This window comes from Marinobacter arenosus, assembly GCF_019264345.1.
Classification (GTDB): Bacteria; Pseudomonadota; Gammaproteobacteria; order Pseudomonadales; family Oleiphilaceae; genus Marinobacter; species Marinobacter arenosus.
Map to the genome: position 1 here is coordinate 1,186,797 of NZ_JAHVAO010000001.1, position 24,490 is coordinate 1,211,286.

The 24,490-nt window shown below is 60.3% G+C and carries 24 protein-coding genes; 7 read left to right on the plus strand and 17 right to left on the minus strand.

Going from position 1 to position 24,490, the window contains the following annotated elements; translation table 11 throughout:
• Positions 1-33 precede the first annotated feature (33 nt).
• The 4 genes from bioD to bioB are packed head-to-tail and all read right to left on the minus strand — an operon-like array spanning position 34 to position 3,884.
• Positions 34-726: a dethiobiotin synthase gene (gene bioD, locus KXD86_RS05415; RefSeq protein ID WP_218635035.1), complete on the minus strand. Its 693-nt coding sequence runs from the start codon at positions 724-726 to the stop codon at positions 34-36.
• A 22-nt stretch (positions 727-748) separates the two neighbouring features.
• The gene (bioC, locus tag KXD86_RS05420) at positions 749-1,615 is read right to left on the minus strand and encodes a malonyl-ACP O-methyltransferase BioC (RefSeq protein WP_218635036.1); all 867 of its coding nucleotides are present in this window, start codon (positions 1,613-1,615) and stop codon (positions 749-751) included.
• A complete protein-coding gene (bioF, locus tag KXD86_RS05425) occupies positions 1,612-2,787 on the minus strand; it encodes an 8-amino-7-oxononanoate synthase (RefSeq protein WP_218635037.1) in 1,176 nt (391 codons plus the stop codon). The genes bioC and bioF overlap by 4 nt, the downstream gene beginning before the upstream one ends.
• Before the next feature lie 20 nt (positions 2,788-2,807).
• A complete protein-coding gene (gene bioB / locus KXD86_RS05430) occupies positions 2,808-3,884 on the minus strand; it encodes a biotin synthase BioB (protein WP_218635038.1) in 1,077 nt (358 codons plus the stop codon).
• A 41-nt stretch (positions 3,885-3,925) separates the two neighbouring features.
• Here bioB and KXD86_RS05435 point away from each other — a divergent pair, with 41 nt between their 5' ends.
• Positions 3,926-4,669 (plus strand): ComF family protein, encoded by a 744-nt coding sequence (locus KXD86_RS05435; RefSeq protein WP_228739325.1) that lies wholly within the window; start codon positions 3,926-3,928, stop codon positions 4,667-4,669.
• On the opposite strand, the gene KXD86_RS05440 is transcribed toward KXD86_RS05435, so the two are convergent.
• Positions 4,666-5,775 (minus strand): NAD(P)/FAD-dependent oxidoreductase, encoded by a 1,110-nt coding sequence (locus tag KXD86_RS05440; RefSeq protein ID WP_218635039.1) that lies wholly within the window; start codon positions 5,773-5,775, stop codon positions 4,666-4,668. The genes KXD86_RS05435 and KXD86_RS05440 overlap by 4 nt on opposite strands.
• Positions 5,776-5,930: 155 nt before the next feature.
• Between KXD86_RS05440 and KXD86_RS05445 the strand changes: the two genes are divergently transcribed.
• The 5 genes from KXD86_RS05445 to cmoB are packed head-to-tail and all read left to right on the plus strand — an operon-like array spanning position 5,931 to position 9,541.
• The gene (locus KXD86_RS05445; RefSeq protein WP_228739326.1) at positions 5,931-6,356 is read left to right on the plus strand and encodes a hypothetical protein; all 426 of its coding nucleotides are present in this window, start codon (positions 5,931-5,933) and stop codon (positions 6,354-6,356) included.
• A 12-nt stretch (positions 6,357-6,368) separates the two neighbouring features.
• Positions 6,369-7,385: a serine/threonine protein kinase gene (locus tag KXD86_RS05450; RefSeq protein ID WP_218635040.1), complete on the plus strand. Its 1,017-nt coding sequence runs from the start codon at positions 6,369-6,371 to the stop codon at positions 7,383-7,385.
• 33 nt (positions 7,386-7,418) lie between these two features.
• The gene (locus KXD86_RS05455) at positions 7,419-7,784 is read left to right on the plus strand and encodes a PA3694 family proteiin (protein WP_218635041.1); all 366 of its coding nucleotides are present in this window, start codon (positions 7,419-7,421) and stop codon (positions 7,782-7,784) included.
• Complete coding sequence (cmoA, locus tag KXD86_RS05460) at positions 7,777-8,532, plus strand: carboxy-S-adenosyl-L-methionine synthase CmoA (RefSeq protein ID WP_218635042.1); 756 nt, start codon at positions 7,777-7,779, stop codon at positions 8,530-8,532. Before KXD86_RS05455 ends, cmoA begins: the two co-directional genes overlap by 8 nt.
• 16 nt (positions 8,533-8,548) lie before the next feature.
• Positions 8,549-9,541 carry a tRNA 5-methoxyuridine(34)/uridine 5-oxyacetic acid(34) synthase CmoB gene (gene cmoB / locus KXD86_RS05465; protein ID WP_218635043.1) on the plus strand — a complete coding sequence of 331 codons (993 nt, stop codon included), beginning with the start codon at positions 8,549-8,551 and terminating at the stop codon, positions 9,539-9,541.
• A 56-nt stretch (positions 9,542-9,597) separates the two neighbouring features.
• On the opposite strand, the gene KXD86_RS05470 is transcribed toward cmoB, so the two are convergent.
• The 11 genes from KXD86_RS05470 to KXD86_RS05520 all read right to left on the minus strand — a co-directional run bounded on the left by KXD86_RS05470 (position 9,598) and on the right by KXD86_RS05520 (position 22,610).
• A complete protein-coding gene (locus KXD86_RS05470) occupies positions 9,598-10,893 on the minus strand; it encodes an adenylosuccinate synthase (protein WP_218635044.1) in 1,296 nt (431 codons plus the stop codon).
• A gap of 83 nt (positions 10,894-10,976) precedes the next feature.
• Positions 10,977-12,158 carry an ATP phosphoribosyltransferase regulatory subunit gene (locus tag KXD86_RS05475; protein WP_218635045.1) on the minus strand — a complete coding sequence of 394 codons (1,182 nt, stop codon included), beginning with the start codon at positions 12,156-12,158 and terminating at the stop codon, positions 10,977-10,979.
• Between the two features lie 178 nt (positions 12,159-12,336).
• Positions 12,337-13,212 (minus strand): protease modulator HflC, encoded by an 876-nt coding sequence (gene hflC, locus KXD86_RS05480; protein WP_218635046.1) that lies wholly within the window; start codon positions 13,210-13,212, stop codon positions 12,337-12,339.
• A 2-nt stretch (positions 13,213-13,214) separates the two neighbouring features.
• A complete protein-coding gene (hflK, locus tag KXD86_RS05485; protein ID WP_218635047.1) occupies positions 13,215-14,399 on the minus strand; it encodes an FtsH protease activity modulator HflK in 1,185 nt (394 codons plus the stop codon).
• 79 nt (positions 14,400-14,478) lie between these two features.
• Positions 14,479-15,777 carry a ribosome rescue GTPase HflX gene (gene hflX, locus KXD86_RS05490; RefSeq protein WP_218635048.1) on the minus strand — a complete coding sequence of 433 codons (1,299 nt, stop codon included), beginning with the start codon at positions 15,775-15,777 and terminating at the stop codon, positions 14,479-14,481.
• 115 nt (positions 15,778-15,892) lie between these two features.
• A complete protein-coding gene (gene hfq, locus KXD86_RS05495; RefSeq protein ID WP_218635049.1) occupies positions 15,893-16,144 on the minus strand; it encodes an RNA chaperone Hfq in 252 nt (83 codons plus the stop codon).
• Positions 16,145-16,177: 33 nt separating this feature from the next.
• Entirely contained in the window at positions 16,178-17,221 is a 1,044-nt protein-coding gene (gene miaA, locus KXD86_RS05500) for a tRNA (adenosine(37)-N6)-dimethylallyltransferase MiaA (protein WP_228739327.1), read from the minus strand.
• A 6-nt stretch (positions 17,222-17,227) separates the two neighbouring features.
• Positions 17,228-19,144 carry a DNA mismatch repair endonuclease MutL gene (gene mutL, locus KXD86_RS05505; RefSeq protein ID WP_218635050.1) on the minus strand — a complete coding sequence of 639 codons (1,917 nt, stop codon included), beginning with the start codon at positions 19,142-19,144 and terminating at the stop codon, positions 17,228-17,230.
• A 20-nt stretch (positions 19,145-19,164) separates the two neighbouring features.
• Positions 19,165-20,487: an N-acetylmuramoyl-L-alanine amidase gene (locus KXD86_RS05510; RefSeq protein WP_228739475.1), complete on the minus strand. Its 1,323-nt coding sequence runs from the start codon at positions 20,485-20,487 to the stop codon at positions 19,165-19,167.
• 69 nt (positions 20,488-20,556) lie between these two features.
• The gene (tsaE, locus tag KXD86_RS05515) at positions 20,557-21,054 is read right to left on the minus strand and encodes a tRNA (adenosine(37)-N6)-threonylcarbamoyltransferase complex ATPase subunit type 1 TsaE (protein WP_218635052.1); all 498 of its coding nucleotides are present in this window, start codon (positions 21,052-21,054) and stop codon (positions 20,557-20,559) included.
• A complete protein-coding gene (locus KXD86_RS05520; RefSeq protein ID WP_218635053.1) occupies positions 21,051-22,610 on the minus strand; it encodes an NAD(P)H-hydrate dehydratase in 1,560 nt (519 codons plus the stop codon). Before KXD86_RS05520 ends, tsaE begins: the two co-directional genes overlap by 4 nt.
• Before the next feature lie 148 nt (positions 22,611-22,758).
• Here KXD86_RS05520 and queG point away from each other — a divergent pair, with 148 nt between their 5' ends.
• Complete coding sequence (gene queG / locus KXD86_RS05525; RefSeq protein WP_218635054.1) at positions 22,759-23,838, plus strand: tRNA epoxyqueuosine(34) reductase QueG; 1,080 nt, start codon at positions 22,759-22,761, stop codon at positions 23,836-23,838.
• Between the two features lie 8 nt (positions 23,839-23,846).
• Here queG and orn read toward each other — a convergent pair whose 3' ends face one another.
• Entirely contained in the window at positions 23,847-24,389 is a 543-nt protein-coding gene (gene orn / locus KXD86_RS05530; RefSeq protein WP_218635055.1) for an oligoribonuclease, read from the minus strand.
• Between the last annotated feature and the right edge of the window lie 101 nt (positions 24,390-24,490).

Here is a 24,490-nt window from a genome sequence, read left to right on the forward strand (position 1 = left end):
CCAATTATTGTCACCAGTAAGCCATAGTTTTGGTCAATTTTCAAACAGCGGATCGATTTTCAGGTAACCAGACAGGACCACAGGATCCGCGCTCTCAAGCCATGGCAATACACCCAGGCAAGGCGCGCCCAGATGGGTGAGCAGGTAGTTCAGCGTCTCCTGCTCACACGTCATCGGTTCCGATTCCACGCGATTGGCAACCCAGCCCGCCACCTCCAGGCCGTCGGCCCGGATGGCTTCGGCGGTCAGCAGCGCATGATTGATGCACCCGAGTTTCAGGGCAACCACCAGGATCACCGGCATTCCCAGCTCCCGGGGCAATGCCGCGTAGGTTTCCCGGTCGTTCAGGGGTACCCGCCAGCCACCGGCGCCCTCAACCAGCAACAGGTCTGCCGGTCGGATCTGAAGCCCTCGGCAGAAACCGATCAGGCGCTGGGCTGTGACAGTCCTGCCCGCTTGCGCGGCGGCCACATGAGGCGCGATTGCAGGCTCCAGCGCTACCGGGTTGATCAGATCGTAGGCCAGGGGTTCCGTGATGGCCTTCTGCAGGGCCAACGCATCTTCATTGCGAAGACCATCGGCGGTTACCTCGCAGCCGGAGGCTATTGGCTTCATGGCCAGGGTACGCTTGCCCTCTGCCTTCGCCGACTCGAGAATGGCGGCCGAGACCATGGTCTTGCCCACGCCGGTATCGGTGCCCGTAACGAAAAAGGATTTCTTGGCCATGCCTTCGATTGTTCCTGACTGGTTAGGATTGAGAGAGCGATTCAGCGGCCCGCCAGTGCACCCATGCAGCCTCGTAACTTGCGATCACAGTGCCGTCCGACTCTTTCGGATAGTGGCCGCACATGGCGCGTACGCGACCAGGCGCGGTCAGCGTTTTTCGCCGGGTTTCGCCCTTGAAACCAGCGCCCAACTGTCTCAATTCCGCAGCCAGCGCCATCGGGGAGGTATAGGACAGTTGCAGTGTCCGGGTATCGATTGAGGCGCCGGGCAGCTCGTCTGTTACTCGTTCACGCAGAAACGACTCGGACTCGAACCGGTTTACGTGAGGTTGCCCGGGGTCCGCGGCGGCCCAGGCGCCCACCAGTTCGTGAAGCGTCCCGTCCAGCAGGGTGGAAACCATCAGCCTACCGCCTGGCTTGAGCAGGCGTCGACACTGGGCCAGTACCTGACCGGGATCGGCGCACCACTGAATCATCAGATTACTGAAAACAATATCAAAGCTGTGATCGCGCAGAGGCAACGCGTCGGCATCGGCGACCAGCCAGTCAAGCTCCGGGCCGCTCTGTTCGCTGGCCTTGCGGATCATTTCTGGCGAGAGATCCACTCCCGTCACCCGCGCCGACGGCCACAGGTTTGCCAGCCTACGGGTGAACCAGCCGGTACCGCAGCCAAGGTCGAGGATCCGAAGCGGGCGCGAGCCCTCGTAGCCCGATTCGAGGGTACGACACATAGCTTCCCCCATCCGGCGCTGAAGCCGGGAGGCCTGCTCGTACGTACCGCATGCTTTACCAAACTGCCTTGCAATCAGAAGCTTGTCCGCAATTTCTGTGTCTGCCACGGCGGCGTCCAGGTCCGTCGGCTCAGCGAGAGTGCGAGCTGCCGCGCTCATACCGCAACGTCCTGTTCTGCCAGCAAATGGCGACACTCCGACAGCGCGTCCAGCAGGCGATCAAGGTCGGCCTGGCTGTGCGCTGCACTGACTGTCACACGCAACCGCGCTTCGCCTTCCGGAACGGTTGGCGGGCGGATGGCAGTGACCAGGAGCCCGCGCTCTTCCAGCGCACGACTGAGTGCAAGAGCGCTCCAATTGTCACCCACCAGGATGGGCTGAATGGGCGTGTGGGACTGCATCAACTCATAGCCAAGGGCCGACGCCTCCCGACGAAATCGGTCAATCAGCGCCTGCAAGTGATTCCGGCGATCGTCATCACGCTCTATAAGGTCAATACTGGTACGGGTGGCGACGGCAATCGCCGGCGGCATCGCGGTGGTGTAGATGTAGGTCCGCGCCTTCTGCACAAGGTAGTCCATCAGCGTGGAGGATCCGGCCACAAAGGCACCGCTGGTGCCGACCGCTTTGCCCAGCGTTCCGATCAACACCGGCACATCGGCCTCGGACAATCCCTGTGCGGCAACGCTGCCGCGCCCCTGGGGGCCAAGCACACCGATACCATGGGCGTCGTCCACCACCAACAGGGCATCGTGCTCCCGGCACACCCGAGCCAACGCTTTCAGGGGGGCGACATCGCCATCCATGCTGAACACGCCATCGGTCACCACCAATTTGTGGCCCGAGGTCTGCGCCAGCATCGCTTCCAGCTGCGCCACATCGCCATGGGCGTAGCGCCTGACCCGGGCCCGACTGAGAATGCAGCCATCTATGATCGACGCGTGGTTGAGGCGGTCGGAGAAAATGGTATCGCCGCGACCGGCCAAGGCCGAAATCACGCCCATGTTGGCCATGTAACCCGTGGAGAAGAACAACGCGGCGCTGCGCCCGGTAAAGCGGGCGAGACGTTGCTCCAACTCATGGTGGGCGTCGTGATGACCACAGATCAGGTGCGAAGCCGCGCCACCGAGGCCGGTGTCAGGCAGGGCGTTGCGCAGGGCGTCGATGTTCGCGGGATGATTGGCCAGTCCAAGGTAATCGTTACTGCAGAAGGACAGCAACGGCCTACCATCAGAGGTCAGTACCGGCTGCTGAGGGCCGGTAATCTGGCGACGGGTCCGGTAGAGACCCGCCTCTTTTCTTTGAGCAAGCTCGCCTTCAAAGTCACGCACAGTATCACCCCGGAATGCTATCAGGACGCGGCGGATTCCCGTGTCGCGTCGTAGAACATGTGGCGGGTCGCCTCATACTCCACCGCTTCGGCAATCGCCTCTTCTTCCTGCTCCTCGGAGGCACACTGTTCGCGTTGCTCTGGACGGATGCCCAGACGGCGGAACAGCTCCATGTCGGCGTCGGCCTCTGGATTGGCCGTGGTCAGCAGTTTCTCGCCATAGAAAATGGAATTGGCTCCGGCCATGAAGCACAGTGCCTGCATCTGCTCGTTCATGTTCTCCCGGCCCGCAGAAAGCCGGACGTGGGACGCTGGCATCATGATCCGGGCCACCGCGATGATGCGAACGAAATCGAAAGGATCCAGATCCTCCACGTCTTCCATGGGGGTTCCCTTGACCTTGACCAGCATGTTCACAGGCACGCTTTCCGGATGGTGCGGCAGGTTTGCCAGCTGCATCAGCAGGCCAACCCGGTCATCATCGTCCTCGCCCATACCCATGATCCCGCCACAGCATACTTTCATGCCCGCTTTACGCACGTTATCCAGGGTATCCAGACGATCCTGGTAGGTACGGGTGGTGATGATGTGGCTGTAGTATTTCTCGGAGGTATCCAGGTTGTGGTTGTAATAGTCCAGCCCCGCATCGGCCAGTTCCTTCGCCTGATGTTCCTCCAGCATGCCCAGTGTCATGCAGGTCTCCAGCCCCAGGGATTTGACCTGTTTCACCATATCCAGGACATAGGGCATATCCTTTTTGGACGGGCTGCGCCAGGCAGCTCCCATGCAGAAGCGGGAAGCCCCCTTGCCCTTGGCGGCCTTGGCTTCAGCCACCACCTTCTCAATCTCCAGCAACTTTTCCTTCTCGAGACCGGTATTGTAATGGCCACTTTGCGGGCAATATTTGCAGTCCTCCGGGCAGGCGCCCGTCTTGATGGACAGCAGGGTACTCACCTGGACTTCGTTCGGATCGAAATGCTGGCGATGAACACTCTGGGCACGAAACAGGAGGTCGTTGAATGGCAACGCGAACAATTCGCGCGCTTCCTGCAGCGTCCAGTCGTGGCGAATTTCCGAGGAGGTGGCTGTAGCGGTCATGTGAGAGTCCTGTTAACCTTTTCCGGTCTCTGGGTTTACGGATGAAACAGATGATAAAGGGCCTGAACTGGCTGTCAACCTTAATGGAACTAAAGGTTAACAGCGATTCGGCAGCCGGCTTGTGCGTCGCCTGCCTTTCGAGCAATGCATTCAACGGCTTATGCGCGCCCTGCCATCACGACCTGCCCGCCAACCGGTGCCACTGCCAGATCTGTGCCCTTCCCCTTCCGTACACCGCGAACGGCCTTACCTGCGGAGACTGCCTCGCCGAGCTCCCGCCGTATGGTTGTTCAGTGATTCCCTGGCGTTACCAGTTTCCGGTCGACAGCATGATTGGGCGCTACAAATACAACCGCCAACGTCAGTTCGCCCGCCCGCTGATTGCAGGACTCGGGCAACACCTTGCGGATCTTCTCAACCAGAACACCGCACTGAAACCTGACATCCTTGTCCCGGCCCCCATGCACCGGCAGCGGCGGCGTCAGCGCGGCTTCAACCACGCCCAGGAAATCGCCGAGCAAATCGGCAGAACGCTGGACATTCCGGTTGCTGCAGGCCTCGTGAGCCGTAGCAGGAATGTTCGCTCGCAGCGGGAACTCGGCCGTCATGAAAGGCTGGACAATCTTCGAGGGGTTTTCGAGATACACGGGACCCTGCCGCGGCGCATTGCCATCGTCGACGACGTTGTTACCACGGGCGCGACCGCGCGGGCTCTGGCAGCCCTGCTGCGCGACCATGGCGCCCGGGACATACAGGTCTGGGCCCTGGCCCGAACGCCCGCCTAGCGCAGCTTTGCCGTCACCAGATCGGCTATGGCCAGACAGGACGTGAGACCGGGAGACTCGATTCCGAACAGGTTCACAACGCCATCGACCCCGTGCTCCTCAGGCCCCTCAATGCGGAAATCGGAGACACCGCCATCGGGCCCCGTCAATTTTGGCCGAATCCCCGCGTACGCCGGCTGAAGGCGGCTCTCGTCCAGGCCCGGCCACCAGCGCCGAATGCTGTCTGTAAATCGAGCAACCCGACCGGGATCGACCGAATAATCCTCGTTATCGATCCACTCCACGTCGGGCCCGAAACGCGCCTGTCCGGCAAGGTCCAGTGTGAGGTGCACGCCCAGGCCTCCGGGTTCGGGGACGGGATAAATCAGGTTCCGGAAGGGGTGGCGCCCCCCATAGCTAAAGTAGACGCCCCGGGCCAGCCATTGGCGAGGTTTCTGCGACTCTGGCAAGCCAACCCACTCCTGAGCAAGCCTGGCGGCCCCCAAACCCGCCGCGTTGATTACGTTACTGGCGTCCAGAACGCACGGCATATCGCCACCAACCCGCAACCGGTGACGGTGCCCAAAGGTTTCCACACCGGTCACCGGCGCTCCCGGCACCATTCGCCCACCCGCATCTTCAAACCCGCCAAGCAGGGACAGCATCAGCGCGTGGCTGTCGACAATGCCGGTTTCCGGCGACCAGAGCCCGGCCGTTGCGGAGATGTCAGGCAGTGCGTTTGACACACCGACTCCCGAAACAAATTCCAGCTCTACCCCATTGCGTCCAGCTCCATTGCGGATCGCCTCGAGGTTTTCCACCTGGCGATCGGAGGTGGCCACAATCCACTTGCCACACTTCCGATACCCGACCTTGTGCTGATCGCAGTACTGGTACAACTGCTGGCGCCCCTCCACACACAAACGAGCCTTCAGGCTGCCCTCCGGGTAATAGATGCCCGCATGGATCACCTCGCTGTTGCGGGATGATATGCCCTCGCCAAAACGGCCATTGGCTTCAAGAACAATGACCTCATGGCCGGCTTGCGCCAGCGACCGGCCGATAGCCAGGCCAACCACACCGGCACCGATGACGACGGTTTGAATTGCAAGGGACTCTTCGGACACCCGACTGCTCCAGTTTTATGCCATGGACGTACCGAAGCATAACCGATCACGCGTTTGTTCTGGAAAATCGCCCTTCTTCACGCCGCCACCGTGCTTACGCGGACAACCATACAGGTTATACTGACGCTCTGGACGCAGTGGATGGAGCCCTGAAAATGATGTCTGACAGGAAGCAGTTTGCGCTGGTCATGGTTGTAGCCGCGTTGTTCGTCGGATGGCTGGGATGGCGGGGATTTGAAATCATCAGCCTGAATGAACGCCTCAAGGCCGATGAAAAAGTCGCCAGTTATCCCTATCAGCACAGAGTGCTCCGGGTGGAAGGCAGCACGGCCGTCATGAGCTCGCTGCGCTCCCATACCACCTCGACCCAGGAGGCGCTCGGCACCGTGTTCCCGAACATGCGCAACCTCAGCGACAGCCATCGTTCCTGGCAAAAAGCGGAACGCGAACTTGCCCATATCCAGGCGCGAGCCGGCGATATCGTCCTGGGAGCGACGGGCATCAATCGGATTCGCTGGGAACTTGACGAAAACTGGTACCATCTCCAGACCATGAAATCCAATTACGACACAGGGCTCTGACCACCTTTCAATATGACCTATGACTCGCCACCGGCCGCATCGCCCCATCCGTACGACTCGCTGACTCCCGACATCATTCTGGACGCCTTGGAAGCGGCTGGCTTCGCGGTCAGCGGACGGCTCTTCGCCCTCAATAGCTACGAGAACCGGGTGTATCAGGTCGGTCTCGACGAAGGTCCGCCCGTTATCGTCAAATTCTACCGTCCCGGCCGCTGGACCGAAGCCGACATCCGTGAGGAGCATGAGTTCACGCTGGAACTTCTTGACGCCGACATCCCTGTGGTTGGGCCGTTGGCGATGCCCTCCGGCGACACACTGGGCCTCCACGGCGATTTCCTTTTCGCCGTGTTTCCCCAACGCGGTGGCCAGGCACCGGACGTCAGCGTCACGGATACCCTGTACCGGCTCGGACAGTGGCTGGGACGGATGCATAACATCGGCGCAAACAGGCCGTTCCAGCACCGGCCGGGTATGTCACTGCTGGACGGTATCGAGAGCAGTAACCGGCTGCTGACAGAGGGAAACTGGATTCCAGGCGACCTTCGCCCGGCCTGGGACAGCCTGATTCCGGACCTTATCCAGGCCTGCGGCGCCCGGATCGACGAAGCCGGCCCCGTGGACACCCTAAGACTGCACGGCGACTGTCACGCCGGCAATATACTGTGCCGGGATGAACAGATGCTGTTCGTGGACCTCGACGACTGTCGCACCGGTCCGGCGGTTCAGGACATGTGGCTGCTACTCAATGGCGAGGACTCCGAGCGCGGAGCCCAACTCGGTGAACTGCTCGAAGGCTATGAAATGTTCCGGGACTTCAATCGCCGGGAGCGCCATCTGATCGAACCCCTGCGCTGCTACCGGCAGATTGCCCACTGCGCATGGTTGGCCAAGCGCTGGGACGATCCGGCCTTTCCCCGCTTCTTCCCCTGGTTTGCCCAGCCACGATTCTGGTCGGACCAGGTGCTTTCCCTGAGGGAACAACTGGCTGCCCTGCAATCGCCATCGATTTCCCTTCCCGGCCAATACTGAATAACCCCTTGACCACATCCAGATGAGGTAAGCATGAGCCAGAACGAGGCCCGCTACACCATTCGCAGTTTGATTGTGACCGCCATGGTTACGGCCATTGCCACGGTGGTGATGCTGGAAGCCAGCGGCAAGATCGATCATTCAGAAAGCAAGGACCATATGCCGGTGGGCGACTTTCAGGCCATTCACGTGACCCCGAACGAACCGTTCCGTATGTCACCGAAGGCCTCCGAGTTGCACGCTGCCTGCGAGAACGGATTTCTGGCCATTGCCGCGGACGTCGATCCGTCGTTCCGGGGCATTTTGGTCGACTACAAAAACCGCGGTGTCCGCTGCAGCCGGCCGGCGCCGACAGCCCCGCCAGTGCCCGAAACGGAGGAGAATGACCGCGATGGGTAAGTCAGGCCAACCTCCGGAGCAGATGACCGACCGGCTGTTCGCCACCGAACGCCGCCCCGAGGACTTCCGTTTCGACGCATCCGTCGCCCGGGTCTTTCCGGACATGATCCGGCGCTCGGTTCCGGGATACACCACCATCATTCCGATGATCGAGGTCATTACCGAGCAATACGCCCAGCCCGGCTCCCACTGCTATGATCTGGGCTGCTCCCTGGGCGCCTCCACCCTGGCGATGCGTCACGGTATCTCCCACCCGGACTGCTTACTCGTGGGGGTCGACAATTCCAGCGCCATGATCGAGCGCTGTGAACACTACATAGCGTTGGACGACAGCTCACTGCCGGTAACCCTGCGCTGCGAAGACATTCTGGAGACAGAGCTCAGCGATGCCTCGGTCACTACCCTGAACTTTACCCTCCAGTTCGTTCCGCCCGAGCGTCGAACTGACCTGCTCACCCGTATCGCCGAGGCCACACGCCCGGGCGGGGTGCTGATCCTGTCCGAAAAAATCCGCTTCGAGTCCGATGAGGAACAGGACATCCAGACCCGGCTGCACCACGAATTCAAACGCGCCAACGGCTACTCTGACCTGGAAATCAGCCAGAAGCGCACAGCCATCGAGCAGGTCCTGATTCCCGAAACTCTGGCAGATCACAAGGAACGGTTGCTGGGAGCCGGGTTTGACCGGGTACTGGTCTGGTACCAGTGCTTCAACTTCGTCTCCATGCTGGCCATTAAAAGTCGCTGAATACAGTTCGAGAATCATGGCAAATTTCGATTGGAAAACGCAGTTCGAACCACTACTGGCGGAGCTTGAACAGACAGGCCACGCCCACTGGGCCGACCGGCTTCGCGGTCAGCTCACCCATCGCTTTGAGGACGCCCCGCACGGTGACGTCGACCGCTGGCAGGCGGCACTGAACAGTCTGCCGGAACTACCCGGCACAGAAACGGACCTGCAAAGCTCCGCCATTACACTCAGTACTCCGGACAAACTGACCGGACCCCAGCAGGGGCAGCTGGAAAGCGCCCTGCGCGGGTTGATGCCCTGGCGCAAGGGCCCATTCGACTTCTTCGGTACCTATATCGACACCGAATGGCGCTCCGACTGGAAGTGGGACCGGGTACTGCCGTACCTGTCCGACCTGACAGGTCGCCGAATCCTGGACGTGGGCTGCGGCTCCGGGTACCACTGTTGGCGCATGCTCGGCGAAGGCGCCAGTCGGGTGATCGGCATCGATCCCGGCCTGCTCTTCCTGTTCCAGTTCCTCAGCGTGAAACGCTATCAGGGCGATGCACCCGTGGACCTGTTGCCGGTGCGGATGGAGGACCTGCCAGACAACCTGCAGGCGTTCGATACCACCTTTTCGATGGGCGTGCTCTACCATCGCCGTTCGCCCCTGGATCATTTGCTTGAACTCAAGGGTACACTTCGGCGCGGAGGTGAGCTGGTACTGGAAACTCTGGTGGCGGATGGCCCGGAAGGCTACTCGCTGATGCCGGAGGACCGATATGGGCAAATGCGCAACGTCTGGTTCCTGCCCAGCTGCGATACCCTGCTGCGCTGGCTCGATCGCACGGGCTTCCGCAATGCCCGGGTGGTCGACGTTACCGTCACCACCACCGAGGAACAACGCAGTACCGACTGGATGCGCTTCAATTCACTGAAGGACTTCCTCGACCCGGCCGACCCGTCCCGCACGATCGAGGGTTACCCCGGCCCGAAACGGGCAACCGTCATCGCCGAGAAACCCTAGGCAAAAAAAAGCCGCCCGGCAGATTCCCACAGGGCGGCAGTTTTTTTTGCTATCGATCACTCACCAAACGGATGGCGCAGGGTGATCGTCTCGATCCGGTCCGGACCGGTGGAGATAATATCGATCGGCGCCTCGATCTGCTCCTCCAGGAAACGGATGTACGCCTTCGCGTTTTCCGGCAACTGCTCGACACTGGTCAGCCCCACGGTGCTTTCAGTCCAACCCGGCAGCTCGGCGTAGACCGGCTCGATATCTTTATAGGTGTCGCAGCCGATTGGCGGACGGGTAATCTCGCCTTTCGGCGTCTTGTAACCCACGCACACTTTCACGGTATCCATACCGTCCAGAACGTCCAGCTTGGTCAGGCAGATGCCGGACACACTGTTGATCTGGATTGCGTGACGGAGGGCCACCGCATCGAACCAGCCGCAACGGCGCGAGCGACCGGTTGTGGTGCCGATTTCATTGCCCTTGACCGCAAGGTGTTGACCCATGTCGTCAAAGAGCTCGGTTGGGAATGGACCGGAACCAACCCGCGTGGTGTACGCCTTGGTAATGCCCAACACGTAGTCCAGGAACAGGGGACCAAAGCCGGACCCCGTGGCGGTGCCACCAGCGGTCGTGTTCGAGGAGGTCACGTACGGGTAGGTACCAAGGTCAATATCCAGCAGGGAACCCTGAGCGCCCTCAAACAGGATGTGTTCGCCACGCTTGCGGAAGTCGTGAAGCATGTCAGTCACGTCCGCCGCCATCGGTAGGATTTCCTCGGCCATCTGCTTGAGCTCTTCCAGGGCGGCATCGATATCTTCCGCCTCTTCCTTGAAATACTCGGTCAAGACAAAGTTGTGGTAGGACATGATTTCCCGCAACTTGGCCTCGAAATCGCCAGGATTGCAGAGGTCACCCAGACGCACCCCGCGGCGAGACACCTTGTCCTCGTAGGCCGGGCCAATGCCCCGCCCGGTGGTTCCGATCTTGTCGTTTCCACGGGCGCGCTCACGGGCCTGATCAATACGGACGTGAGTGCGCAGGATAATGGGGCAGGCAAGGCTGATGCGCAGGCGGTCACGAACGGCGACGCCATTGGCTTCGAGTTCGCGGACTTCCTTCAGCAGCGCTTCCGGCGAAAGCACAACGCCATTGCCGATCAGGCAGTAAACATGCTGGCGGAGAATGCCGGACGGAATAAGGTGCAGTGCGGTTTTCTTGCCATCAATTACCAGTGTGTGGCCGGCATTGTGACCGCCCTGAAAACGGACGACGGCTGCAACCTTATCGGTCAGCAGGTCCACAATTTTACCCTTGCCTTCATCACCCCACTGGGTGCCCAGCACAACAACGTTTTTACCCATGATTCTCTCTCAATGCGGCTGCCCCGAAGGACAGGCGTTTCGCAAGTTTACCTGTAAATAAGTTCACCGACGCCCAATGGGCCTCAGTCCAGTTTCTCAACGACCCACTGGCCGCCCTGTTTCACCAGCTTCCGGTCGCAGCCTCTGGCTGCCGGATCGGCGTCGACATCCTCAGGGAGTGCCCGGATGACGGTCTCGGTCATTCTGAGCCCGGAAATAACACCCTCAAGCGCCGGATCTTCATCGGCCGGCGCCCAGACCGCCCCTGCCCGAACCTGGACGCGTTCGCCCAGCGACACCAGGGCACGGATATCCAGACTGAAACCCGTTGCCGGACGGGCGCGGCCAAAATCACTGCCGATGGCATCGTAGCGGCCGCCTTTTGCCACCGAATCACCGTGGCCGGGCACATAAGCCGCAAACACAAGACCGGTGTGGTAGTTGTAGCCGCGCAGTTCACAGAAATCGAAACCGACGCTCACTTCAGGGTAGTCCCGAGACAACATGTCACAGACGCGCCCCAGCTTTTCCAGGGCCGCATCCAGCTCTGCGGAGGCGCCAGCGAGAATCCGCCGTGCTTCGACTAGCGCTTCCGGACCGCCACTCACGCGAGCCAGCTCCCGCAGTCGTGCCCCGGCTGACCCTGCCGGGCACTGACCCAGCAATTCGTCCAGCTCCGGCACCGATTTGCGGGCCATGGCATCGAAGATGGCGGCTTCGGTGTCGCGGTTGAAATCGGCGTCACCGATCAGGCTCTGATAAATCGAGACGTGCGCCAGATCGAGATGGATACGGGGCAAACCGGACACCCGTAACGTCTCCAGCATCAGGCTGATCACTTCCATATCGGCGGATTCGGACTCACTGCCAAACAGCTCACACCCCGCCTGGATCGGCGTTCTGCCCGTCAGCATGTGCCGGGGACGGGTGTGCAGGACATGGCCGGCGTAACACAGGCGGGTAATGCCCTCCTGCCCCAACGTGTGGGCATCGATACGGGCCGCCTGCGGCGTCATGTCGGCCCGAACGCCCATCATGCGTCCGGTAAGCTGGTCGGTAAGCTTGAACGTCTGCAGCTCCAGATCGTGCCCGGTACCGGTGAAAAGTGACTCGAGATATTCGATCAACGGTGGGATTACAAGCTGGTAGCCCCAGCGTTGGCAGGTATCCATTACATCCCGGCGCAGGGATTCGATCCGTCCGGCCAGGGGCGGCAGAATGTCCTCTACCCCGTCCGGCAGTAACCAGCGATCAGATACTGTCATGAGATTACGTTGTCCGTCAGGCCCGCTTCGGCGAGAGCGCCGTGGGGTTTACACAGGATTTATGGCGAATTCCGCGGCAAAAACCGGAAACAAAACCGTCGGAATTTTACACGGTTGGTCGGCACAAAAAAACCGGAATACCGAGGTATTCCGGTTTTTCGATCCGGGAGGCGGAGCTTCAGCGACCGCCCTGAGGATCCTTCAGGAATTTCATGAAGTCACTGTCGGAGTCAATGACCATGATATCGTCCTTGCTGGAGAAGGTATTCCGATACGCCTGCAGGCTTCGATAGAAGCTGTAGAACTCGGCATTTGAGCCATAGGCATCGGCGTAGATCGCAGCCGCCTGACCATCGCCTTCACCGCGGGTTTCCTCGGACTCTGCGAACGCTTCAGCCAGGATGACGGTGCGCTGACGATCGGCATCCGCACGGATGCCTTCTGCCAATTCGCGGCCCCGAGAGCGGAATTCCTGGGCCAGCTTCTCCCGCTCGGTTGCCATACGGCGGTAGACGTTCTCACTGACCTGACCGGGAAACTCGATGGCTTTCACCCGCACATCCAGCACCTCAATGCCGAATTCGTTGAGGGAGGTCTCGTTGACCCGGTCACGCAGTGTGTGCATCAGCTCATCGCGCTGCCCGGATACCACTTCGTGCATGGTGCGAATACCGAACTCGTCACGCAGGCCATTGTCGACGCGGGACAGCAGCAGAGACTGAGCCCGGTATTCGTCGCCGCCAGTGGCACGATAGAACTGGTCAACATCACGGATTTTCCAAGCAATGTAGGAATCCACATCCAACGGCTTCTTCTCAACCGTCAGGTACTGACGGGACGGAAGATCCATGGTCAGCACCCGGATATCGAACTCCCGGACCTGATCAATGACCGGCACTTTGAAATGGATCCCGGCCTGAATGTCGGTTTCCACCAACTCTCCAAAGCGCAGCATAACGCCCCGGTGCGTTTCCGGGATGATGTACACGCTGGACAGCACGAGCAGGACAACAATGAGGGCGCCTGCAAGACCCACTACACCTTTAGGTCCCATGATTATCTGCTCCTCCGTACATTAGTGTCCTGCCTGGAACGCAGCTCCTTGATGACCTCATCGGTCAGGGACTGAATATCCATCTGGTCGCCACTGCCGCTTGAGGACTGGTTACCGCTGCGCGGCAGCCCCCCTTGGGTCAGGCGATCCAACGGCAGATACATCATGTTGCCGCTGCTTTCGGTATCCACGAGGATCTTGCTGCTGCTGGACAGCACCGTTTCCAGGGTCTGCAGGTACATGCGGTCACGGGTAACCGTGGGTGCATTCTGATACACCGCCAACAGCTCAAGGAAGCGCGCGGTTTCGCCTCGGGCTCGCTCGATGACTTCCTGTTTGTAGGCGTTGGCTTCCTCGATCATGCGCTGGGCCTGGCCTCGAGCTTCGGGAACCACCTTATTGCGATAGGTTTCGGCTTCTTCCTTGACGCGCTGCTCATCTTCCCGGGCACGCTGAACTTCGCGGAAAGCATCCTGAACGGCCGGTGGGGGCTGAGTACTCTCAACGTTCACACGCACGATCTCCAGACCGGTACCATACTCGGCCAGGAACCGCTGCAGACGCTGCTCGACCCGGACGGACAGCTCAGCCCGGCCCTCGGTCAACACATCGTCCAAAGACGAACTGCCCACTTCGTGACGCAGGGCACTGTCGGTGGCAAAAGCCAGTGCCTGATTCGAGTCGCGAACATTCAGCACGTAGGCCTGAGCATCGCCGACCCGGTACTGCACCTGCAGATCGACGGTCACGAGGTTTTCATCCTGGGTCAGCATCTGACCGCTGGATTCAGCGGTACGAACGCTGGTTACCCGCACCTTGGTTACGTCATCGATCAGAGGCACCTTGAAACGCAAACCGGGGTTTTCAGTCCGGTTGTACTCACCAAAACGCAGAACAACCGCGCGCTCCTGCTCGTCAACGGTGTAGAAAGACTGAAAGATCACATAGCCGGCGACCAGAATACCGGCCAGCGCGAGAATGGCTCCAAAGCCACCCGCGCCACCACCGGTGCCGCTGCCACTGCCGCCGGACTTACCGCCTTTTCCGCCCAGCATCTTGTTCAGTTTATCGAGACCTTTCTTGAGGGCCTCGTCGAGGTCTGGCGGCCCCTGATCATCGCCGCGACGACCACCGGTACCCCAGGGGTCATTGTCGTTGCGATTTCCACCCGGTTCGTTCCAGGCCATAGTGCTCTCCGTTCCTGACTTATAGAATGGCTGCAAATACTAGGGATTTATCAGCGTCCCGGCAATAGCCCGCCCACTTTCAGGCTGGGCCATCGTCGAGACGAACCGAATCTTCGTTCATTCCGGCACGGCTCAGTAACTGGCGCCAGTCCCGGTTCTGCAATCGCACTTCAACGACGGCGTCTCCGCTTTCCCGATGCTGTTCGCTCAACACCGAACCCGCCTCGTGGAGCAAGGCCCGCAGTTTGCCATCAGCCGGTCCGAGCAGCACGTAATAGTGAACAACGTCCTCGGCAAGGCGCTCCACTATGGCGTCGAAGAGACCATCCAGGCCTTCACCCGTGAACGCAGACACCCAGGCTCTCACCGGAATTCCATCTTCATTCCGCTCGACCCGAGGGGTGAAATTATCAAGTAAATCAATCTTGTTAAATACCTGAAGCGCGGGAATCTCATCCGCACCTATCTCCGCCAACACCTCTTCAACCTGCTCGATGTTCTCATCCCGACGGTTGTCATGGCAGTCGATGATGTGCAAAAGCAAGGACGCTTGCGTTGTTTCTTCCAGCGTTGCCCGGAACGCCTCCACCAACTTGTGGGGGAGATGGCGAATGAAACCGACGGTGTCGGCCATTACGACCGGGCCGATATCCGGAAGTTCCAACCGGCGCAGCGTCGGATCAAGCGTCGCAAACAGCTGATCTGCTGCATATACGCTGGAAGTGGTAATTCGGTTGAACAAGGTCGACTTGCCGGCGTTGGTATAACCAACCAACGAGACCGTCGGGATGTCAGCACGCTTTCTCGCCCGCCGCCCCTGGTTGCGTTGGCGCCGCACCTTTTCAAGACGCTTGTGAATGGACTTGATGCGTTCGCGCAGCAGCCGGCGGTCCGTTTCAAGCTGGGTCTCACCCGGCCCCCGCAGACCGATGCCGCCTTTCTGGCGTTCGAGGTGGGTCCAGCCCCGAACCAGGCGGGTGGACATGTGCTCAAGCTGGGCGAGCTCGACCTGCAGCTTACCTTCGTGGGTTCGGGCCCGCTGTGCGAAGATATCGAGAATCACGCCGGTCCGATCCAGTACACGGCATTTCAGGTCCCGCTCGATATTGCGCTCCTGGCTCGGGCTCAGGGCATGGTTAAACAGAACCACATCCGCCTGGTTCGCGCTGATGGCGTCGCGTATCTCTTCCAGCTTGCCCTCGCCGACGAACAGCCTCGGGCTCGGCTGTTTACGAGAGCCGTTGACCTCAGCCACCGGCTCCACGCCGGCTGATGTGACCAGCTCCCGGAATTCTTCAGGATCTTCGGTCTCTTGCTGGGAAGTGAAATCGATATGGACGAGGATCGCCCGTTCACCGACGTCTGGACGTTCAAACAAGTGTTATCAACTCCGAAACAGTCAAACTGTTAAGCCTTAAAAACAAACACCCGCGCCCTTCCGAGCCGTTGAGCTCTTCAGAGACGCGGGTGACAGTACCGGCGAACCGGGCAAATCAGTCTTCAGACTCACCCTCTCCTCCCGGGGCCTGCGGCGGAATGCGAACATTACGGGCAGGGACCACGGTGGAAATAGCGTGCTTGTAGACCATCTGGCTGACAGTATTTTTCAGCAAAATCACGAATTGGTCGAAAGATTCAATCTGGCCCTGAAGCTTGATGCCATTAACCAGAAAGATGGAAACCGGAATGCGTTCCTTGCGCAAGGCATTGAGGTAAGGGTCTTGTAACGAGTGCCCTTTTGACATGTGTGTTCTCCTGTTTTTAGTAAATGCAGATCGTCATTTTTCAGAATTAAATGTGGTGCGAAGTCCAATTTTTTTCAAGGCTGCCTTAGAGATATCTTCATCTCCGCTATCCAGCCAGTCTACATTGGACCACTTGCGCAACCAGGTTAACTGCCGCTTTGCCAACTGCCGTGTGGCGGCAACGCCCTTGCTTACAAATGTGTCATAGTCATATTCACCGGCCAGGTAACCCCAGGCCTGACGATAACCGACACAACGCATGGAAGGGAGATCCGTGTGCAAATCGCCTCTGACCATCAGCGCCCGCACTTCATCAAGAAAGCCCGCGTCCAGCATTTTCAGGAAGCGCAGTTGGATTCTCTCATGAAGCACTCGCCGATCCTGAGGCGCCATGGCGAGCTGAGTCACAGTATACGGAAGCGAAGTGACTTCGTCTGCCTGCCATTGGGTAAAATAGGTGTAATCCTCAACACCATCCCCTTGATTTTGGGACGAACTGTTACTCTCGGATTGCCAGAATGACGAGATCGGCTTGCCGGTCAGACGAACAACCTCAAGCGCCCGCAACAAACGCTGGCGGTTGTTCGGATGAATCAGGCGGGCAGCAACGGCGTCCTTCTCCTCAAGCTCGTGATGCAGCGCGGACCAGCCTTTCTCGCTTGCATCCTGCTCCAGAGTCCGCCGCAACTCCGGGTCTGCGCCCGGCAATCCGGACATCCCGTGCAGCAGGGCCTTGAAGTACATCATGGTGCCACCCACCAGCAAGGGAATCCGGCCCGCGGCGGCAATCTTCTCCATTTCCGACAGTGCATCCCGCCGAAAGTCCGCCGCCGAGTAGGTTTCAGCGGGGTCACAAACGTCGATCAGCCGGTGCGGCGCCCGTGCCAATTCGTCAGCCGAGGGCTTGGCGGTACCGATGTCCATGCCCCGGTAAACCATTGCGGAATCCACGCTGATGATGTCGCAGGGCAGGCGAGAACAGAGATCGATCGCCAAATCGGTCTTGCCGGATGCCGTTGGCCCCATCAGGAAGATGGCGTGCGGGCGTTCTGCTGCCCGGATGCTCTGCGCGGCCATGATCAATCAGCGCCCTCTCAGGAACAGCTTATCCAGCTCCGACAGCGTGACCAGCGTCCAGGTCGGACGGCCATGATTGCATTGGCCACTGCGTTCCGTGGCCTCCATGTCCCGCAAGAGAGAGTTCATTTCCGGAATGGTCAGCTGCCGATTGGCCCGTACGGACCCGTGGCAGGCCATGGTTCCCAGAAGTTCATGGGTGACTGCCTCGATCCGGTCACTCTGGCCGTGTTCGATCAGGTCAGCGAGGACATCCCGGATCAGTTGTTCCGTATCCGCCCCACGCAACAGTGCCGGCACCTGCCGCACCGCCAGGGTCTCGGGCCCGATCCGCTCGACCTGCAACCCGAGCTGCTGTAATTCCTCACCATGGGACTCCGCCAGCGCTGCTTCCTTCTGGCTCACCGCCACCGACAGCGGCACCAGCAACGGCTGACTCTTGAGGTCCTGCTCGGCCAATGCCCGCTTCATACGCTCGTAGGTGATCCGCTCGTGGGCCGCATGCATGTCAACGACGATCAGCCCGGCCCGCCCCTGGGCGAGGATATAAATGCCGTGAAGCTGGGCAATGGCATACCCCAGTGGCGGTTCCTCTTCACTGTCCGTCGGTGGCGTGGGCGTTGCCACAGCCACACCGGCGGTTGCCGGCGAAGCGCCATGATCAACCCCACCACCGGCGTTCAGGGAGTTATAGAACGCCATCTGGTCACTGGCACGCCACTCCTGCTGGGATTGCGGCTGGCCCGAGTACTGCCCTCCGAAGGCGTTACCCTGAACCGCGGGCTGACCCGCCCCCACGCTGGCCGGCTGCGCGGACCAGCCATTATCAGGCATTCCGGGACCGGGCATGACGGGCTGGGGCCCAGACGCGTTCTCACGGCCGAAAGACTGGGCAACCGCGCCTCGCAGGTGGTCGTCCGGGCGAACGTCGGCGAGCGCCTTGTGCAGAGTCCGGAAGATGAAATCGTGAACCAGCCGGCCGTCGCGAAACCGCACCTCATGCTTGGTGGGATGCACGTTCACATCGACGGTGGCCGGATCGACCTCCAGGTACAGGACAAAGGCCGGATGCCGGTTGTTGTAGAGCACGTCCCGGTAGGCCTGACGCACGGCGTGAGCGACCAGGCGGTCGCGGATGACCCGACCGTTCACGAAGAAATACTGCAGGTCAGCCTGGCTCCGGGAAAACGTCGGCAACGCCACCCACCCCCATAACCGCAGGCCAGTAGCCTCGGCATCAATCACCACCGTATTGTCGATGAACTGCTGGCCACAAAGGGCTCCGATCCGGCGTTCCTTGTCCAGGGCAGACTCGGCGGGGCGCAAACTCTGCACCACCCGCTGGTTGTGGCGCAGCGTGAAGCCAGCGTCAAAGCGGCTCAGGGCCTGGCGCCGGACACACTCCTCCACGTGATTGAACTCGGTCTTTTCGGTACGCAGGAACTTGCGGCGAGCGGGGGTATTGAAGAACAGATCGCGAACTTCCACGGTGGTGCCAACCGGATGCGCTGCGGGCGAAATGCGGGCGTCCATGTCGCGCCCCTCCACCTCAACCCGGGAAGCCGCTTCCTGGGCCGCTGTCCGGGACGTAAGCGTCAATCGGGAAACAGAACTGATACTGGCCAGGGCTTCGCCACGGAAACCGAGCGACGCCACCGATTCCAGATCATCCAGGCTGGCGATCTTGCTGGTGGCGTGGCGGCTGAGCGCCAGGGGCAGATCCTGCTCGTCAATACCGCTGCCGTCATCCCTGACCCGAATGAGTTTTGCGCCGCCCTGCTCGACCTCCACATCGACCCGGCCTGCACCGGCGTCCAGGGCATTTTCAACCAGTTCCTTAACGACAGACGCAGGACGCTCCACCACCTCGCCAGCAGCGATCTGGTTCGCAAGCCGTGGCGAGAGCAAATGAATGTGGGGCATGTTTCGGGAAAACCTCTTGATCAGGATGCGGGAATACGAATGGTTTGCCCTACCATAACACGGTCGTCCCTCAGGCCGTTAAACTGCATCAGTTCACTGACGGTGGTCTGATTCCTTCTGGCGACCCCGGAAAGGGTATCCCCGCGCTGTATCCGGTAATGACTGACGCTGTTACCGCCCCGCTCCTGCTGTTTCTGCCACGCCAGCAGCGTGCCCGGCGGCGGCGTTTTCTGGAAGTAGTCGTCGATGCCTTTCATGATGGCGTTGGCCAGACGGTTCCGATACCACTCTGTCGACAGGTTCTTCTCTTCCTGCGGGTTGGAGATAAATCCGGCTTCGACCAGGATGGACGGAATATCCGGCGATTTCAGGACCACAAACGCAGCCTGCTCGACGCCGGACTTGTGCAGCTTGGCGACACTGCCCAGCTTGCCCAGTACCGAGCTGCCCACGCCCAGGCTGGCGTTGATGCTCGCGGTCATGGACAGATCGAGCAGCACGCCGGCCAGCATGTCGTCGCGGCCATCCAGCGACACACCGCCGGTCAGATCCGACCGGTTTTCACTCTGGGCAAGCCAACGCGCGGTTTCACTGGTGGCACCCCGTTGCGACAGGGCAAAAACGGACGCGCCTTTCGGCTGCGGGGTCCGGAAGGCATCGGCGTGCATCGACACAAAGAGGTCCGCGTTGTACTTGCGCGCCAGCAAAGTCCGATTTCTCAGACCGATGTAATAGTCCCCCGTACGGGTCAGTTTTGCCGTGTAACCGGGTTGCTCGTTGATCAGGCTCGCGAGCGTCTTCGCCATCTTGAGCACGACGTCCTTTTCTCGGGTGCCCCGCGGCCCGATTGCACCAGGATCCTCACCCCCATGGCCGGCATCAATCACCACAATCACATCCCGCTTACCGTCGGCGTTCTGAGTGACCGTGGGCTTGGCTGCTTTTTCCAGCCTGCGCCCGCCTTCATCAATCAGATCAACCACCAGGCGATGACCGTACTGCTCATTCGGCTCAAGCTGGAAACTGCGAGGCTTGATATCGCTTTTCAGATCGAGGACCACGCGCAGGTCCGTGCCGTTGCGGGGCGCACTCCGGATTCGGCGAATCGGGCTGCCGGACAGGTCCAGCTTGTCAAAATCCGCCTTCAGGTCGGTGTTCTTGAGATCAATAACCAGTCGGGCCGGACTCTGCAGTGAGAATACGTTGTGGGCGACCTTGCCGGCTGTATCGAGCACCAGTCGGGTGTGATCCGGAGCCGGCCATACCCGAACACCCTCCACGCGAGTGCCCGCCTGGGCAGCAAACGAAACCGACAGCACCAGAATCGCCGCCAGGCCCACCATTCTGTCAAGGATTGATACAACCTTACTCATACCGCTGTCCTGCTCTCAAAGAGACTTAGCCCGACGCCTTCAATGGCCGGGGCCGACTGTTTCCAGTTGGTTCAGCAGGGCCGCCCCCTGTTCTGAACCCGCCCTGAGCACCACCGAACGGCCTTCGCCCTCGCGCTCAAGGTGTATTTCAAGATCCGCCTCGGGCAACAAGCCTTTGCCCCGCTCGGGCCATTCGATCAGGCAGAGGCTCTGGCCCGTAAAATAATCCCGTATTCCCATGTATTCCAACTCTTCCGGGTCTCCCACGCGGTAAAGATCAAAGTGGTACGCCGTGGGCTTCAGGTGCTCATACGGCTCGACCAGTGTGTAGGTCGGGCTTTTGACCGCGCCCTCATGACCCAGCCCTCGCATGACCCCACGGCTGAGCGTGGTCTTGCCCATGCCAAGGTCGCCATCCAGGAAGACGGTAAGGCCCCTGCCCGACTCGATGACCACCCGGGCGATCTCGCGCCCGAGGTGTTCGGTTTCCGACTCATTCTCCAGGAACAGGCGCCGCTCGTTTCCGAAAATACTCATGAGTCCTCCCAAGTCCGTCCATCGCCGGCTTCCGACTCGCGGAACACGGACGGTAATGCATCGATTACATCGCTGGGTATGAGCCCTATAAACCCTTTGCTCTCCGAAGCCAGGTTGGCGGCCGCCAGGTGAACGCTCGCAGCCAGCCCTGCCGCTCGCCTAGCATTACCAAGCTGACCGTACAAAGCGCCAATCATGCCGGACAAAACGTCACCCATGCCTCCGGTTGCCATGCCGGGGTTGCTGCCGCTGACAATATCGACGGTTTCGCCCTCGGAAGCAATCACCGTCCCGGCGCCCTTAAGAAGAATCGTACCCCCGTAAATCTTTTGCAGCCTTTTGGCCGCAGCAACCCGGTCCGCCTCCACTTCCGGCACCAGACAGTCCAGCAGTCGGGCCGCCTCGCCCGGGTGCGGCGTCAATATATGATTGTCCGCCAGCACCGGCACACGTGATGACAGCAGGTTGAGGGCATCGGCATCGAGCACCCGTGGCTTGCCACTGTCGACCACCTGCTCCAGCATTTGTTGTCCCCAGGCTCCCTGCCCCATGCCGGGACCGCAGACAACGACCGTTGCCGACTCCAGCAGCGGAGGTAACTCAGAGCCATGAATCAGGCCATGGACCATGATCGATGGGCATCGTGCCAGGGCCGCTGTCACATGTTCCGGACGAGTGGCCAGGGAAACCAGCCCCGCGCCCGACCGTGCAGCGGCTTCAGCCGCCATCAAACCGGCCCCGCCAAATCCACGATCACCCGCCACCACGAGCACGTGACCAAAATTCCCCTTGTGGGCATTCGCCGACCGTCGCGACAACCACGGCCGGGTGGCCGGCCAATCAAGCCGGTGCGCCAGGGGCTGTTGACCACTCAAGGCCACGCCATCCTCGGCGTCGAGCCCCTCAAACACCACAGTCCCGCAGACGGCCGCCCCCTGACCGGTAAACAAGCCCGCCTTCAGACCAATAAACGTCACGGTCAGGTCCGCATGAACCACGTCTCCCTCCGCCGCGCCCGTGGTGGCGTTGAGCCCAGAGGGTAGGTCTATCGCCAGGACCGGAGCCGCAACGTTGTTGCAGCGGGCGATCAGGCCGGCGAAGGGGTCTCGCGGCGCTCCCGATACGCCGGTGCCGAGCATCGCATCCACCAGCACTCCGGCATGGCTGAACAGGTCATCCAGCTCCGCCTCATCCAGATCGCTCATCTCCAGAACCGGCACCCCGTCGCTGCAGGCCTTCTGCCAGGCCTTGCGGGCGTCACCGGATAACTTCGTGGTCGGGGCTACCGCCACGCATCGCACCTCGATTCCGTGACGGGCCGCGTTGGCCGCCACCAGGTAGCCATCACCGCCATTATTCCCGGCACCGCACAATACCAGCACAGGCCCCGTATCCGGCCAGCTCCGAACCAGCCGCCGAAACGCCGAATAGGCAGCCCGCTGCATCAGGTCAAACCCGTCTACCCCCTGCTGATCAATCACATAGCGATCGATCTCCCGCACGGCATCGGCGGAAAACAATGGGTCTGGTAGACTGCTCACATCGGACGGCGGCATGAGCCCTCGCTCCCGTTACAGAAACCGGTTTAAGAAAAATGGCCATATACCTGTAAAGCATAGCAAAACAGGGAAAAAGGTCATAACTTAATCAAATTAAAGTTTGGCATACTGATTTTCAATAAGTTGCCTCAGAACAGCAGGCCCCATGAGCGCAGCATCTGCCCCCTCAAATACCGAAAAGGATTTCGCAGACCTGGTTGATCGCATTCGCGAGCGGGCCTGCGAACTCGGCTTTTCAGATCTCGGCATAACCCTCCCTGAAACGGGCCCTCATGCCGAGCATCTGCAGCACTGGCTGGAAAAAGGCTATCAGGGCGAAATGGATTACATGGGCTATCACGGCGACAAGCGCTACACGCCCACATCGCTGGTGCCCGGCACGGCCCGGGTCATCTCCGTGCGAATGGATTACCTGCCGGCTCCGGACAACCCGAAAGAAGCGCTTACTAACCGGGAAAACGCGTACGTGACCCGATACGCGCTGGGACGGGATTACCACAAGCTGATCCGCAAACGCCTCGCCACGCTGGCGAACTGGATTGACGAAGCTGTCAGCGGTTATGACTATCGAGCGTTCGTGGACAGCGCGCCGGTGCTGGAGCGTGCGCTCGCCCAACGCGCCGGGCTGGGATGGATCGGCAAGAACAACATGCTGATCCACCCCAGAGCCGGCTCGTTTTTCTTTCTGGGCGAGATTTTTACCAGTGCTCCGCTGCCCGTTGATGACCCCTTTGAAACGGACCACTGCGGCAGCTGCTCCGCCTGCCTCGACCTGTGCCCGACGGATGCATTCGTCGGACCGCACGAACTCGACGCTCGACGTTGCATCAGCTACCTCACCATTGAACTCAAGGGCAGCATTCCCGAGGAACTGAGACCGTTGATGGGCAACCGGGTGTTTGGCTGCGACGACTGCCAACTGGTCTGTCCCTGGCAGAAATTCAGCAAGCCCACCGGCGAAGACGATTTTCAGCCGCGCCACGGTCTGGACAACAGCTCCCTTGCAGAGCTCTTTCTGTGGACGGAGGAGCAGTTCCTGAAGCGGACCGAGGGGTCGGCCATTCGCCGTACAGGTTATGAAGGGTGGCTGCGGAACCTGGCCGTAGGCCTGGGCAATGCGCCCTCAACCATTCCCGTCATCGAAGCCCTGAAACAGCGGGCGGACCACCCCAACGGTATGGTCCGCGAGCACGTGCAATGGGCCCTGACGCAACACGGGCTGTAGTTCGGCACCTACAGCTTGAAGAAGGTATCGCGGTAGTGCCGCAGCTCGTTGATGGAGTCCCGGATATCATCGAGGGCCAGGTGACTGCCCTGCTTCTTCACGCCTGCCAGCACGTCCGGGCGCCAGCGCCGCGCCAGCTCCTTGATGGTGGAAACGTCCAGGTTGCGGTAATGAAAGAAACCCTCCAGTTTTGGCATGTACTTGACGAGGAATCGACGGTCCTGACCGATGCTGTTGCCACACAGCGGCGACTTGCCGGACTCCAGGTGCTGTTGGAGGAACGCGAGGGTCTGCCTTTCCGCCTCGGCCTCATCGATGGTACTTTCCTTCACCCGGCGAGTCAGGCCACTGGCACCATGGGTGTTCGTGCACCACTCATCCATCGAGTCCAACAGGCTATCAGGCTGATGCACGGCAATGACCGGCCCTTCAGCCACGACATTGAGCTCCGAATCGGTGATGATGGTGGCCATCTCAATGATCCGTTCCTTCTCCGGGTCGAGGCCGGTCATCTCCAGGTCTATCCAAACTAAACGGTCACCTTCTGCCATTCTCAGCTCCTAACCTCGGGGTATCTTGATGGTGGAAATGGGTAATACTCTGCGTATTGTGGCCGATTCACGTATGATGTGACACCTCACTCCACCGAATA